This window comes from Streptomyces sp. NPDC048018 (assembly GCF_043202995.1).
GTDB lineage: Bacteria > Actinomycetota > Actinomycetes > Streptomycetales > Streptomycetaceae > Streptomyces.
In genome coordinates this window covers 175,493-188,863 of record NZ_JBIDBK010000001.1, presented here as the reverse complement: position 1 = coordinate 188,863, position 13,371 = coordinate 175,493, and the positions used below count along the sequence as shown (strand labels likewise).

Genomic DNA, 13,371 nt, shown 5'->3' with positions numbered 1-13,371 from the left:
TCGGAGACGGTCACCGGTCGGCCCGGCCGGTCAGGGCCTGCCTGCGTGGAGGTTCTTGATGGTGCCACCGACGGGGATGAGCCCGTCGCCGTCGGGCCTCATCTCCTCCGGCTTGACGGGCAGGGTCTTGGTGACGGCCCCGGTGTCGACGGGAAGGGCGGAGGCGACGTTGCCGATGCCCGAGGCGTGCGCGGGAGTCGCGACGGCGATGCCGGTGAGGGTGAGCATCGCAGCAGTGATGATCTTCTTCATGTCCGGAGGAACGACCACGGCCGGGCCTGGGTCACGCGGACGGTCGGCTCGGTGGGTGCCCGGACAGCATGCGGCGCCCCGCCCGTTGACGTCGCGTCAGGAGGTGGCGGCGGCGACCGTTGGCGCCTGGGCCGGCCCGCCACGAGACGGAGTGAGCGCGTATCTCCGCAGGCCAGACGGTTCGGTGCCGCGATCGAGACGGCTACGACAAGGCTCCGGGCCGGGCCCGCGGACGACAACCGGACTCACCGCGGGTCATTCGTCCGGGTGAACGACCCATCCGGCAGCCGGTCCACTGCGAATCCAGGTCGTGAGCACGCGCCAGGCCGACCGCCTGGAGGCGCCCCCGACCCGGGCCTGCCGGCAGGCCCCTCAAGGAGACAGCACCATGAACACCCTTCGCGTCCGTCGTTCCGCCGTCGCCATCGCCGCAGCGGCCGTCCTGCCGTTCGCCCTGGCCGCCTGCTCCGACGCCGGCGGCGACTCGGCGTCCGGCTCCGAGTCGACCTCGAAGGCCCCGGCGGCACCGGACTCGCCGTCCGCGGACACCAGCGCCGACATGGCGATGTCCGGCCCCTTCGGACCGGCGTGCGCCTCCGTGCCCAAGGAGGGATCCGGCTCCTTCGACGGCATGGCCAAGGACCCGGTGGCGACCGCCGCCTCGAACAACCCGGCCCTCTCCACCCTGGTCGCCGCGGTGAAGAAGGCCGGTCTGGTCGACACCCTGAACAACGCGGAGAACATCACCGTCTTCGCGCCCACCAACGACGCCTTCGCCAAGATCCCCCAGGCCGACCTCGACAAGGTCCTCAACGACAAGGCCACGCTCACCAAGATCCTCACGTACCACGTCGTGGGCCAGAAGCTCACCCCGAAGCAGTTGGAGAACGGCACCTTCGACACCCTGGAGAAGAGCAGCCTCACCACCAAGGGCTCGGGCGAGGACTACACAGTGAACGGCACCTCGAAGGTGGTCTGCGGCAACGTGCCCACCGCGAACGCGACCGTGTACATCGTCGACACCGTCCTGATGCCGAAGTGACGCGTCCTCAGAGAGCGTCGTGACGCGCAGCCGTACGGCCCAGAGGGGTTCCTGGGCCGTACGGCCGCACGGCGTACGGCCACCTGCCCGTGCGGCACGCTCCACGGTGTACGCGTCGTTCCGGCCGCGTCTCTCACGCCGCCGGGAAGGCGACGACTGCCAGGGGAGCGGTGGTGGGCTCGGGTGACCCGCCGGCCGGTTCGAGGGTGACCCCCACACCGGTCGCCCGGTCGACCGGCCCGTCGAGCAGGGTCACGGTGGTGGTGCTGTCCGGATCCATCAGGCCCGCCGAACGCATCGTGCCCCCGTCGTCGAACCACAACTGGTAGACCTTGCCCCGCGGCGGGCGGGCCATACCGGTCGCCGTGAACACCGCCTGATCGCGGCTGTCGGACACCACCACGGTGCCCGACGCGCCGTCCGGCAGACGGGCCGCCGCGAGCCGGGCGTCGGGCGCCGCCAGGACGGCGGCGACCTCGTTCGCCGCCTGCTCGACGCGCGCCGCGTCCTGTCGGGCCTCCTCCGCCGCCCGGTACTGCACGATCGCCGTACCGGCCAGGGCGGCCACCCCGGCCACGCTCGCCGCCAGCGCCCACACCAGGACCCGGCGCGGTCCGCGCCCGATGACCCCGCTCCGCGCAGCGGCCCCTTCCCGCTCGCCGGCCGGTCGCGCCGACTGCTGTGCCGAGTCCACCGGTCGCGCCGACGACGCCGGGTGGGCGGATTCCTCCGGACGCGCCGGTCCTCGCTGCCGTGGCGATGCTTCCGGACCTGCCGACGACGGGGACGCCGGGTCTTCCACCGGGTCGGGCGGCAGCTGTGGCACCGATGCGATCCGCCGCATCACCGCGGCCTCCATCGCGGGGGGCACCGGTGCGGCCTCGGCCAGCCCGAGCCGCGCTGCCGTCGCCCTGAGCTCCCGCACCTCGCGGGCGCACGCGGCGCAGTCGGCCAGGTGCTCCTCGAACTCCGCGCGCTCGTCGTCGCCGAGTGCGTTCAGGGCGTAGGCCCCGGTCAGCGTGTGCACATCATCCGGCGTCATGCCGTCACCCCCATGCAGTCACGCAGTCGGATCAGTCCCTCTCGCATGCGGGACTTGACGGTGCCCAGCGGTTGGCAGAGGCGCTCGGCCACCTCGCGATAGGTCAGGCCGGCGTAGTAGGCGAGCGTCACCGACTGCCGTTGCGGCTCGGTCAGCCCGTCGAGGCAGCGTCGGACGGCGGCGCGCTCCTCGCGGGCCTCGACCTCCTCCGCCACCTCGTCGAACTCGGTCTCGCGGCCGAGTCTCGCCACGCGCTCCTCACGCGCCGACGCCGCCTGCTCCGACCGGACGCGGTCGATCGCCCTTCGATGGGCGATCGTCAGCACCCAGGTCAGTACGGATCCCCGGCCCGGGTCGTAGCGCGGCGCCGTCCGCCAGACCTCCACCAGGACCTCCTGCGCGACCTCCTCGGACATCGCCCGGTCCCGCAGGACACGCAGGACCGTGCCGAGGACGGGCTCGGACACCGCCGTGAAGATCCCCGAGAAGGCCTCACGGTCGCCCTGAGCCACCTTCCCCATCAGCGAGGGAAGATCGTCTTCGAGGCCCGGGGGCGTCTTCTGTCGGGCGCGCTCTGTCACGGCTCCATCCTTCCGCACCGAGCGTACGCAAGAGGAGTTCGGAGCGGTACGTCGTCCGGATCGGACCGCATCGGACCGCTGCGGCCTCATCGGACCGACGCGACGGGCCCGGATGCGAGCGGACGACGACGAGCGCACGATCACGAGGGCACGGTCAGCTGACGCTGACGAAGACGCTGTGCCAGCCGCTCGCCCCGTCCGGCACGGTGCGGGTCCGCTGCTCGGTCTGGACCCGGCCGGTGCCGTCGGTGGCACGCACACTGAGGGTGTGCCCGCCCGGCGTCGCCGTCCAGGGGAAGGACCACTGGCGCCACGTGTCCGCGGTGTCCTGGGACGCGAGGTCGGCGTCCTGCCAGGGCCCGTCGTCGACGCGGACCTGCACGCGGCTGATGCCCCGGTGCTGGGCCCAGGCGACCCCGGCGATCGTCACGGGGCCCGCGGCCGGGCGGGCGAAGGGCCGGGGAGTGTCGATGCGGGACTGGGTCTTGACGGGCGCGCGCCGGGCCCAGGAGCGCCGGACCCAGTACGGGTCGTAGGCGTCGAAGGTGGTGAGCTCGATGTCGGTGAGCCACTTGCACGCGGAGACGTATCCGTACAGGCCGGGGACGACCATGCGGACGGGAAAGCCGTGGTCGAAGGGCAGCGGTTCGCCGTTCATGCCGACGGCGAGGAGCGCGTCGCGGCCGTCCATGACGTCTTCGACCGGCGAGCCCAGCGTCATGCCGTCCACGGAACGCGCCACCAGCTGATCCGCCGGGCCGCCCCGCGACGGCGGCTTCACCCCGCACTCGGCGAGCAGGCCGGCGAGTGGAACGCCGAGCCAGCGGGCGGTGCCGACGTAGCGGCCGCCGACCTCGTTCGACACGCAGGTCAGGGTGATGTCCCGTTCGGCCAGGGGGCGGGCCAGGAGATCGGCGAACGTGAAGGAGCGCGGGCGGGGGACGCCCTTGCCGTGGATCCGCAACCGCCAGGTCCCGGCGTCCACCTTGGGGACGACGAGTGCGGTGTCGACGCGGTAGAAGTCCCTGTTGGCCGTGGTGAACGCGCTGAGGCCCGGCACGTCGAGCCGGGCGCCGCGAGGCACGGGCGGAGCGGGTGAGGCGGGCGCGGGAAGGACGACGCCCGCGCGGGAGGCGACGGCGCCCTGCGCGCGGCGATCGGTCAGGAAGCGCCCCAGCACCCCGACTCCGGTGGCTGACACGGCCGTCACGGCCGCGGTCGCGAGGAAACCTCGCCGGTTCCAGGCCGCCCCCGATGCCCCCGTGCCGGAGGCGGGACGGGCGGCCGGGCCGGTACGGGCGGCTTGCGCCCCCAGGACGTACAGGACCCCCAGACCCACCACCGCGCCGGCGAGCGACGGCAGCGCGTCGGCGAGCCCCGCGGAATCCGGCCGGTCGAGGGCGGCTGCCGCGCCGACGAGCCCGAAGAGCAGGACTCCGGCAGCGGCCGTGCGTCGGTGGCGCAGGGACAGGATGCCCAGGCCGGCGGCGAACAGGGCCAGGAGGACGACGATGCCCAGCTGCAGGACGACCTTGTCGTTCTCACCGAAGGTGCGGACGGCGAAGTCCTTCAGGGCGGCCGGGGTGCGGTCGACGACCGCACCCCCGACCACGGTCACGGGCCCGGCTGCGGGCCGGACGAGGCCGGCGACGCATTCGGCGACGGCCAGGGCGGTGAAGCCGGTCAGAAGACCGGAGAGGGCGCCTCGGGCGGCCCTGGTCGCGGTCGTACGGAAGGTGCTCACGCTGCCAGTTCGGTGACCGCCGACCGCCGGATGGGTCCGGACGGGGGAGAACGCCCACGGTGCCGATGGCGATGTCGGCGGCCCCCGGCATCGCAGCAGCTGTCGTTCTCACCGTCGCACCCGTCGCACCCGTCGCACCCGCCGTTCTCGCCACGACGGCCACGACGTCTACAACGCCGATGCCGATGCCGATGCCGATGCCGTGCCGACCGCCGGCGACGTCAGCGACGACAGCCGCAGCGCCCCCGCCCACCGCCGGGACAGCGCCGTTCCCCTCCCATCCGTCCGCGCCCGGGCTCCGAAGACCTCTCGGACATGCCACACGGATCCGTGCCCGCGCCCCTTCGCGAGGGGGCCGGCCCACCCCGAAGGACAAGGAAGCGCATGCGATGGACACCCCGCCCGGGGCCGGCCGAAACCGGCCGCTCCTCCGTCTGGTCGCCACGACCGGAGCCCGGCCGGTGAGCCAGCCGCGCCCGTTCACCGCCCCCGACACCGGACGCGGCGACCTCGCCGCCGTCATGGACCAGGTCGCACGGGGCGACAAGGAGGCCTTCTCGGTCCTGTACGAGGCGGTGGCTCCGCTCGTGTTCGGCATCGTGCTCAAGGTGGTGCGGGACCGGGCCCAGTCGGAAGAGGTCGCCCAGGAGGTCATGATCGAGCTGTGGCGACAGGCCGCGCGCTACCGGCCCGAGGCCGGCGGCGTCACCGCCTGGGTCGCGACGATCGCCCACCGGCGCGCCGTCGACCGGGTCCGCTCGGCCCAGGCGGCGACGGACCGGGAGCAGAGCCAGGCCGCTCGCGAGCACCACACCGCCTTCGACGAGGTCGCCGAGCAGGTCGAGACCCGCCTGGAGAGCGAGCAGGTCCGTCGCTGTCTGCGGGGACTCACCGAGCTTCAGCGCCAGGCGGTGACCCTCGCCTACTACCAGGGGCTGACCTACCGCGAGGTCGCCGAGGCCCTGCGCACTCCGCTTCCCACCGTCAAGACACGCATGCGCGACGGGCTCATCCGGCTCCGCGACTGCATGGGGGTGACCTCGTGAAACAACACCACTCCGATGTGCACACCCTCACGGCCGCCTACGCGCTCCACGCCCTCGACCCGACCGAACGGGAGGCCTTCGCCGAGCACTTCGAGCAGTGCGAGGCGTGCCGCCAGGAGGTCGCCGAGTTCGAGGCGACCGCGGCCCGGCTGGCAGGTGCGATCGCCCAGGCGCCGCCTGCGGCCCTGAGGCAGCGGACCATGGCCGCCCTCGACGGCGTGCGTCAACTGCCCCCGCGGGTCACGGCCACCGCCCCCGCGGCCGGCCGAGGCGGTCCCCGCCGTCGCCGGGCCGTTTCCTTCGCGCTGGCCGCCTGTCTGGCCGCCGGTGTCCCGCTCGCCGGGGTGGCAGCCTGGCAGTACGGGCAGAGGGAGGCCGCCGAGCAGCGGGCCCGGCAGGCCGAACGGAGCCTCGACGCTCTCAGCGCCGTCCTGGCCGCGCCCGACGCCCGTGCCGTTCACGCGAGGATGGGCAACGGAGCGCTCACCACCGTCGTCTCCTCCGCGCGTCACAACGCCGCGGTCTTCACCGCGAGCGGGCTGCCCGCGCCGGCGGCCGGCCGGACCTACCAGCTGTGGCTGGACCACGACGGCGTCATGCGCCCGGCCGGATTCATCCGGCAGGACGGCACCGTACTCGTCGACGGCGATCCCTCGGACGCCACCGCCCTCGGCCTGACCCTCGAACCCGACGGAGGGTCCCGGCACCCCACCACCGCCCCCCTGCTGCTGATGGCGCTGCCGACCTGACGCCGTGCGGCCCGCCGCCCGCAAGCCCGCCGTCGGACCGTTGCGACGGGCCGGCGGCGGGGTCGCCCGCGCACCGGACCCGGCAGTCCCGTGACCTCGGGCGCCGGTGCCCCGCATACTGACGCCCATGACATCAGCGGTCCCGGGCGAGCCGAGGCGCGCGGCCTTGACGGTGGCCGGGCGCCTGCTGTCCTTCCTCGACTTCGGTGGTCCGGGCAGCCCGCTGCTCGCCCTCCACGGACACTTCGGGGAAGGCCGTACCTTCGCGCGCCTGGCCCGGGAACTGGGCCGCTCCTGGCGGATCATCGCGCCCGACCAGCGGGGGCACGGCTTCTCCGACCGCTCTTCGGAGTTCTCCCGCACCGGTTACGTCGAGGACGCTGCGGCCGTGCTGGCGCACCTGGGGATCCGTGGCGCGGCCGTGCTCGGCCACTCCCTGGGCGGCGTCAACGCCTACCAGCTCGCGGCACGGTTCCCCGGACTCGTGGACGCGCTGATCGTCGAGGACATCGGCGCCGAGGTGGACGGCGACGTGTCCTTCGCTCTGTCCTGGCCGCACCGGGCGCCGACGCGAGCCGAACTCCTGGAAGGACTCGGTTCCTCGGCGAGCCACCTCAGGGACGCCGTACGGGAGTATCCCGACGGGTGGGGCCTTGCCTTCGACCCGAAGGACATGGACCTCTCACAGCGGCAGCTCAACGGGAACCACTGGGCCGACTGGCTCGCCGGTGACTGTCCGGCCCTGCTCGTCCGCGGCAGCCGCAGCTCGGTGCTCGGCGCCGAACACGCGAAGGAGATGGTGGCGCGGCGTCCCCGTACCCGGCTCGTCGAACTCCCCGCCGGGCACACCGTGCACGAGACCGTCCCGGAGGAGTTCGCCGCGGCGGTCGGCGGCTTCCTCGGTTCGCTGTGAACGCACCCGGGGGAGAGCCCTGGCCGGGACTCGCCGCACCGCCACGAGGACGGGGCCGCGAGGGCGGTACGGGCAGCGGACGCCCGTCGCTCCCGAAGGCACCCGGGTCGTACCGGGTATCGCGCTCGCCGCGCGGCCGCCCGTACCGGTGGGAGCCCGGTTTCACGGGTTCCGCCGCTCGGCGAAGGGGCCGTGCAGGGCCGCCCATTGCAGGAGCAGGATGGTCTTGCCGTCGGTGATGCGTCCGTCGCGGGTCATGGCGAGGGCCTCGGTGAAGGACGGTTCGAGGACCTCGATGTCCTCGCCCTCCTCCTCGAGTCCGCCGCCCCTGCCGGTCCGGTCGGCGGGGGTGTAGGGGGCCGCGAAGAAGTGGAGGCGCTCGGTGACCGAGCCCGGGCTCATGTAGGCGTCGAGGACGTGGGTGAGCGGGCCGAGCACGACGCCGAGTTCCTCCGCGCTCTCGCGTCGGATCGCGGTGGCCGGGTCGTCCGCGTCGAGCAGGCCCGCCGCCGCCTCGACGAGCATGCCGTCGGGGTGGCCGTTGACGTAGGCCGGGTAGCGGAACTGGCGGGTGAGCAGGACCCGGCCGCGCACCGTGTCGTAGGGCAGGACGACGGCACCGTTGCCGCGGTCGTAGGTCTCGCGCTGCTGGGACTCCCAGCGCCCGTCGCGGCGTCGGTAGTCGAAGGTGGTGCGGCGCAGGACGTGCCAGCCCCGGGAGGTGAGTTCGACTTCGCGGACGCGGACGCCGGGGTTGCGGTCCAGGTCGCGTCCGGCCCGGTCGAGCCCGGTGCGTCCGCGGTGGTCGGGAACGTCGATGCCGGGGCGCCCGGTCATACGGTCTCCTGCACGGTGCGGTGGGGGAGCCCGGCCGCGTCGTGGTGGACGGGGGCCGTGCCCACGGAGCGCAGCACGGGCGGGGCGATCCACTCCCCGGTCACCGGGAGGTGCCCGGCCGCGACGACGGGCCAGGCGGCGGTTTCGAGACGGGCCGGGTGGGCCGCCAGGGCCTGCGGGTCGCCGCCGGTCCCCGAGCGGTAGGGCCCGGCGATCAGGATGAGCATGGGCTTGTCGGTCATGGGCGCTAACATACATGCAGAACCGTGCAAGAACAGGAAGGAATGTGAATGCTGGCTGCTGAACGACGCGACCACCTGCTCCGTCTGCTCGCTGACAAGGGCAAGATCGTCGCCAAGGACGTCGCCGTCGAGCTGGGCATCTCCGAGGACAGCGTGCGGCGCGATCTGCGTGACCTCGCGGCCGAGGGCCTGTGCCAGCGGGTCTACGGCGGCGCACTGCCCGTGTCCCCGGCAGTGGTCGCCTACGACGCCCGGCGGACCGTGGCCCCGGACGGCAAGCGCAAGGTCGCTTCGGCGGCCGCGGGACTGGTCCGGCCGGGTGGTGCGCTGATCCTCGACGGCGGTACCACCGCCCTCGCCGTCGCCCGCGCGCTCCCGAAGGATCTCGCCTGCACCGTGATCACCCACAGCCCGACGATCGCCGCGGCGCTGCTCGGCCATCCGAGGGCGGAGCTGTTCCTGCTGGGGGGCCGCGTCTTCAAGCACTCGGCGGTCACGTGCGGCGCCGCCGCGGTCGAGGCCGCGCAGAACGTCTCGGCGGACCTCTGCCTGCTGGGGGTCACCGGCGTCCACCCCGAGGCGGGACTGACCACGGGGGACGCCGAGGAGGCGGCGATGAAGCGCGCGCTGTCCGCGCGGGCCGCGGACACCTACATCCTGGCCTCGTCCGAGAAGATCGGCACGGCTTCGCGGTATCGCGTCCTGCCCTGGGAGAAGGTCACCGGCCTGATCACCGACGCCGACCCCCACGACGCGGTCGTCCAGCAGCTCACGGCGCTCGGCGTGGCGGTCCTGGCAGCCGGCTGATCGCGCGCCGGGGCCTCAGGGCGTCCTGGTCGGCGTGTGCGTGTCGACCAGGGCCGGGTCGACCACGCTCGGCCGCTCCCGCCAGAAGGCGGGTGCCCGCAGGCGCCACACGAACATGAGGACCACTCCGGCGAGGCTGATGCCGATGCCGATCACCAGCGGGGGCCCGAGGCCGAACCACGAGGTGCCGCTGTAGGAGTTCTCCGGATCGGACATGTCCGCGATCGACCGCGCCAGGAGCCACGCGAGCATCCCGGCGCCGACCAGGGGGCCGAGCCCGATCAGCAGGAAGTTGCGGACGCTCCGGAACAGGTGGCGGCGGTAGTAGACCACACAGGCGACGCCGGTGAGCGCGTAGTAGAAGGAGATCAGCAGCGACAGGGCGGTGAGCGAGTCGAAGAGCGCGTTGGAGCTGATGTGGCTCACCACGAGGTACCAGGCGATGGCGATGGCGGCGACCCACCACGTGCTGACGTCAGGGGTCCGGAAGCGGCGGCTGACGTGGCCGTACGGGGCGGGCAGGGCCCGGCGGCGGGCCATGGACAGCGCGGTGCGCGAGGCCGGGATGATCGTCGTCTGGGTGGAGGCGATGGCGGAGGTGGAGACGGCGAGCAGCAGGATCCAGTCCCAGCCGCCCATGACGTCCGTGGCGAGTTGGGCGAAGATGAACTCCTCCTCGTCCGCGTTGTCGGCCAGGAAGGCCGGACCGGCGTACGCCACCACGGCGAAGCCGACGGACACGTAGGTCACCAGCAGGATGACGGTCGACCAGAGCCCCGCCTTGCCGGGGGCGGTCGCGGAGTTCTCGACCTCTTCGGTGAGATTGACCGCCGACTCCCAGCCCCAGTAGATGAAGACACCGAGGAGCAGCCCGCCGGTGAGGGCCGCTCCGCCCGCTCCGAACGGATTGAGCCAACCGAACGACGGCTCGACCGCGTCGTACTTGCTGGTGCCTCCGTAGACGCTGTGGAGCGCCACGCCGACGAAGATCAGCAGGCAGGCGACCTGGGCGAGGATGAGGGCGTTCTGCACCTTGGCCGACAACTCGGTTCCGATCACGCACAGGGCCGTCATCAGGAGGATGAGCAGGACGGTGAGCGACTCGCGGACGAAGGTGTTGTCCACCCAGCCGTCGAGGCCGAAGGCGAGCAGGGCGAAGCTGACGGCCACGTCGGCGAGCGAGCCGACCACCAGGACGCCGGTCATCGTGATGGCCCATCCGCCGAGCCAGCCGGCCCACGGACCCATGGCGCGGGTGACCCAGGAGAAGGTCGTGCCGCAGTCCTGATCGGCCTTGTTCAGGTAGTAGAACGCGGATGCGATGAACAGCATCGGCACGAAGGAAGCGACCATGACGCCGGGTGCGTAGATCCCGACGAGCGCGACGACGGGGCCGATCACGGCCGCCAGCGAGTACGCCGGTGACGTGGCGTTGAGCCCGATGACGAGTGCGTCGACGAACCCGATCGCGTTGGGCTTCAGGCCCACGGGTCGCCCGGCAGGCGCGGCATCCTCGGCGGCCATGTTTCCTCGCTCCCGTTGAGCCGGCCAGCACAGCGACGTGCAGATGTTCATCGTAGGAAGGCTTGATCGGGCGTGCATGCGCAGCAGCGCGCCGGTGCCGGGCGGAGCCGTCACTGCTCGCGCAGTCCCCACGGCGACCCGTAGTCGGCGAGCAGGTCGAGGCGGGGGTCGGCGGCGTTGAGCAGGACGTCGCAGCGGTGCCCGGCGAGAGCCGCCCGCACCGCGGCGGGATCCGAGGCCTCCAGGCCGGTCGCGGTGAACCGGGGCCCGTCCGTCCCCAGAGCGGCGACGGCCGACTCCGATCGCGTCGGGTCGTGGTCGGCGACGACCATGTGCTCGAAGAAGGGACGGCGGGCCGCGATCCTGGTGATGGCCGTGCCGACACCTCCCGCGCCCACCATGAGGATGCGCATGGAGCCGATGGTGCCTCCCCCCACCCGGTCCGGCACGTCGTGCCCGGCGGGGGAGGACCGGCCGCCGCGGCAGGACCGGGAGCGGCCACGAGGCGCGGCCTTCGCGCGGCCGGGGCGGGCCGGGGCCCGGCCCGCCCGCACCCGTCACGGTGTGCGGGTGCGCCCGCTCACCCGCCGCCCTTCACGGAAGGGGCCGTCCACCCGGGCAGCGACGAGCCGTCCGGGAGTCTTCCGGCGAGCCGGAGGGGTGCGCCGCCGTTCCCGCGTACGGCGAGCAGCCGTCCCCGCGCACCGGCGTGCACGGCTCCTTCGGCGGCGATGCCCACGACCCGCCGGCTGCCCGCCGCCAGGACGTAGCGCGATCCGCCGGGCGCCGACCACCAGGTCCCGGCGAGGACGTCCTGCCCGAAGCGCCCACAGGCGGCGGTGTCGCGCACGGTCGTGACGGGGACGGTCCGTCCCGGCACCTCCAGGGTGACGACCGCCCGTCCCCGCCCGTCCCAGGTGTCGGCCCGCGCGCAGATCCACAACGCGCGTCCCGCGTGCTCGGGGAGCGTCTGTGCGGCGAACTCCCAGCGGTTGACGGAGCGGACGCCACTGTCCCGGAGGCGGGCGAGGGAACACGCCGAGTGCGTCCATGCCGCGAGTCCGAGAGGGCCCGTGGCTTCGCGTGGCCGCCGCGCCGGGTCCCCGGGGACGGGCAGGGGCGTCCAGGTCAGGTGAGCCGGGACGAGCCCGCCCAGATCGGCCACGAGGAAGGCGTGGTCCTCCACGATCCGCGTGGACGAGCGGAGTTGCAGGACCGTCACGCCGCCGCACGGCGAGGGGGCCGCCGGCTCCGGGTCCGTCACGGGCTCGGTGGTGCCGTCCGCGGCCACCTGGAGGGAGCGCAGGGCGGACCCGGCATTGCGGAGGTCCCGCCGTCCGGCCTGCGCCACCCAGGGCGCGAGGAGATAGCGGGTCCGGTGGCCCGTACGGGAGAGGGTGACGGCCGCCGCCGTCGTCACGTCGCTGTCGTCGGCCCGGGTCCGCACCACCGACGGCGGCCCGTCCCCGGACGGGCGATCCGTGTAGCGGACGAGCTCCCGGCCGGTGTGCAGCAGGACGACGGCCGCCCCGTCCACGGTGCCCGCGTACAGCAGGGAGGGAGGCGCGGAGCCGATGCCAGGGGGACCGCCGCCGGTCCAGGCGGCCAACGCCCGCCGGATCAGGACCTCGTCGCCGGTCCGGTCTCCGCGAGCCGGCCAGGCGGTGAAGTCGACGCGTGAGGAGTCGGCCCACCGCTCGGCCGGGACGCGGACCAGGGCCGACCCCGTGGCGACCTCGGACACCGCCGAACGCGGCGGAGGCGCGGGCGACCTGCCCACGACGCCGACGGCGGTCCCGGCGAGGAGGGCGACGCCGCACACCAGGGCGGTCACGCGGAAGCGCCTGCCACGGCGCAGCAGATCGGTCGGCCGCAGATGGACCGTGCAGGGATCGAACTCGGGTCGCCTCAGCAGCTCGGCCATGTCCGGCGAGCAGAGCCCGCGGAGCCGGTCGGCCTCCTCCACGGCCTGCTCCGGCGCGGGCGCACCCGCCCCGCGGAGCAGGGCGACGACGGACGCGGGAGCGAGGCCCTCCAGCACCGTCAGGCCGAGGGCCGCGCGCGTCGCCGGCGCGGCCGCCGCGAGAGCACGGTCGAGGGCGAGTTCGTCCGTTCCGCCGGCCCGTGGGAAGACACGCAGGCCGAGCGCCTTGGGCAGCGCCGCGCCGCGCGACACCCGCAGCGGCGGCCGGAGGGCGTCGCGGACGATTCGGGCGCGGAGCCGCTCGTGGGCGGACCGGGCGGACTCCTCGCCCGTGCGGGCCGCCGGGATCCGGGACCTCCCGCCGGCGGGGGCGGCGCCCTCCCGGTCCGTTCCGGTACGCAAGCCACCGGCGACCCGGCCGAGGCTGCGCTGGACCAGGGCGTGGGCGGCGAGCACCCTGCGATGGCGGCCGAGGCCCGGAGGCAGGATCAGATGCGCCAGCCGTACGAGGTCGGCGTAGTGCTCGACGAGTGCGGCCTCGGCCTCGTCCCGGGACGGCGGTCGCGGGGCGGGTATCGAGGTGGTGCGGTCACGGCTGCCGTTCGTCGGAAGGAATTGCATACCGAGGAAACGACCCTGCCTGGGCGACGTCACCCCGGACCTGTGAC

At 73.8% G+C, this 13,371-nt stretch carries 12 protein-coding genes and 2 pseudogenes; 5 read left to right on the top strand and 9 right to left on the bottom strand.

The window, feature by feature from the left end; all coding sequences use genetic code 11:
- Nucleotides 1-30: 30 nt before the first annotated feature.
- Nucleotides 31-252, bottom strand: coding sequence for a hypothetical protein (locus tag ACGF1Z_RS00900; protein WP_392998458.1), 222 nt, complete (start codon nt 250-252; stop codon nt 31-33).
- 388 nt (nt 253-640) lie between these two features.
- Here ACGF1Z_RS00900 and ACGF1Z_RS00895 point away from each other — a divergent pair, with 388 nt between their 5' ends.
- Nucleotides 641-1,294, top strand: coding sequence for a fasciclin domain-containing protein (locus ACGF1Z_RS00895; RefSeq protein WP_392998456.1), 654 nt, complete (start codon nt 641-643; stop codon nt 1,292-1,294).
- Nucleotides 1,295-1,427: 133 nt separating this feature from the next.
- On the opposite strand, the gene ACGF1Z_RS00890 is transcribed toward ACGF1Z_RS00895, so the two are convergent.
- The 3 genes from ACGF1Z_RS00890 to ACGF1Z_RS00880 all read right to left on the bottom strand — a co-directional run bounded on the left by ACGF1Z_RS00890 (nt 1,428) and on the right by ACGF1Z_RS00880 (nt 4,661).
- Complete coding sequence (locus ACGF1Z_RS00890; RefSeq protein WP_392998454.1) at nt 1,428-2,336, bottom strand: anti-sigma factor domain-containing protein; 909 nt, start codon at nt 2,334-2,336, stop codon at nt 1,428-1,430.
- Nucleotides 2,333-2,917, bottom strand: coding sequence for an ECF RNA polymerase sigma factor SigK (sigK, locus tag ACGF1Z_RS00885; protein ID WP_392998452.1), 585 nt, complete (start codon nt 2,915-2,917; stop codon nt 2,333-2,335). The genes ACGF1Z_RS00890 and sigK (ACGF1Z_RS00885) overlap by 4 nt, the downstream gene beginning before the upstream one ends.
- A 154-nt stretch (nt 2,918-3,071) precedes the next feature.
- A complete protein-coding gene (locus ACGF1Z_RS00880; protein ID WP_392998450.1) occupies nt 3,072-4,661 on the bottom strand; it encodes a molybdopterin-dependent oxidoreductase in 1,590 nt (529 codons plus the stop codon).
- Between the two features lie 521 nt (nt 4,662-5,182).
- Between ACGF1Z_RS00880 and sigK (ACGF1Z_RS00875) the strand changes: the two genes are divergently transcribed.
- The 3 genes from sigK (ACGF1Z_RS00875) (at nt 5,183) to ACGF1Z_RS00865 (ending at nt 7,369) form a co-directional block, all read left to right on the top strand.
- Nucleotides 5,183-5,707 (top strand): ECF RNA polymerase sigma factor SigK, encoded by a 525-nt coding sequence (gene sigK, locus ACGF1Z_RS00875; RefSeq protein ID WP_393000251.1) that lies wholly within the window; start codon nt 5,183-5,185, stop codon nt 5,705-5,707.
- Nucleotides 5,704-6,456 carry an anti-sigma factor domain-containing protein gene (locus ACGF1Z_RS00870; protein ID WP_392998448.1) on the top strand — a complete coding sequence of 251 codons (753 nt, stop codon included), beginning with the start codon at nt 5,704-5,706 and terminating at the stop codon, nt 6,454-6,456. The genes sigK (ACGF1Z_RS00875) and ACGF1Z_RS00870 overlap by 4 nt, the downstream gene beginning before the upstream one ends.
- 127 nt (nt 6,457-6,583) lie before the next feature.
- Entirely contained in the window at nt 6,584-7,369 is a 786-nt protein-coding gene (locus ACGF1Z_RS00865) for an alpha/beta fold hydrolase (RefSeq protein WP_392998446.1), read from the top strand.
- A 162-nt stretch (nt 7,370-7,531) separates the two neighbouring features.
- On the opposite strand, the gene ACGF1Z_RS00860 is transcribed toward ACGF1Z_RS00865, so the two are convergent.
- The gene (locus tag ACGF1Z_RS00860) at nt 7,532-8,206 is read right to left on the bottom strand and encodes an NUDIX domain-containing protein (protein WP_392998444.1); all 675 of its coding nucleotides are present in this window, start codon (nt 8,204-8,206) and stop codon (nt 7,532-7,534) included.
- A gap of 50 nt (nt 8,207-8,256) precedes the next feature.
- Nucleotides 8,257-8,448: pseudogene (locus ACGF1Z_RS00855) on the bottom strand (DUF4406 domain-containing protein); the annotation flags it as partial.
- Nucleotides 8,449-8,496: 48 nt separating this feature from the next.
- Between ACGF1Z_RS00855 and ACGF1Z_RS00850 the strand changes: the two are divergent.
- Nucleotides 8,497-9,255: a DeoR/GlpR family DNA-binding transcription regulator gene (locus tag ACGF1Z_RS00850; RefSeq protein ID WP_392998442.1), complete on the top strand. Its 759-nt coding sequence runs from the start codon at nt 8,497-8,499 to the stop codon at nt 9,253-9,255.
- Between the two features lie 15 nt (nt 9,256-9,270).
- Here ACGF1Z_RS00850 and ACGF1Z_RS00845 read toward each other — a convergent pair whose 3' ends face one another.
- From ACGF1Z_RS00845 to ACGF1Z_RS00835, 3 genes and pseudogenes are all read right to left on the bottom strand, one after another.
- Entirely contained in the window at nt 9,271-10,779 is a 1,509-nt protein-coding gene (locus ACGF1Z_RS00845) for an APC family permease (RefSeq protein WP_392998440.1), read from the bottom strand.
- Nucleotides 10,780-10,940: 161 nt separating this feature from the next.
- Nucleotides 10,941-11,192, bottom strand: a pseudogene (locus ACGF1Z_RS00840) (saccharopine dehydrogenase NADP-binding domain-containing protein); the annotation flags it as partial.
- A gap of 167 nt (nt 11,193-11,359) precedes the next feature.
- A complete protein-coding gene (locus ACGF1Z_RS00835) occupies nt 11,360-13,324 on the bottom strand; it encodes a hypothetical protein (protein WP_392998438.1) in 1,965 nt (654 codons plus the stop codon).
- Nucleotides 13,325-13,371: the final 47 nt, after the last annotated feature.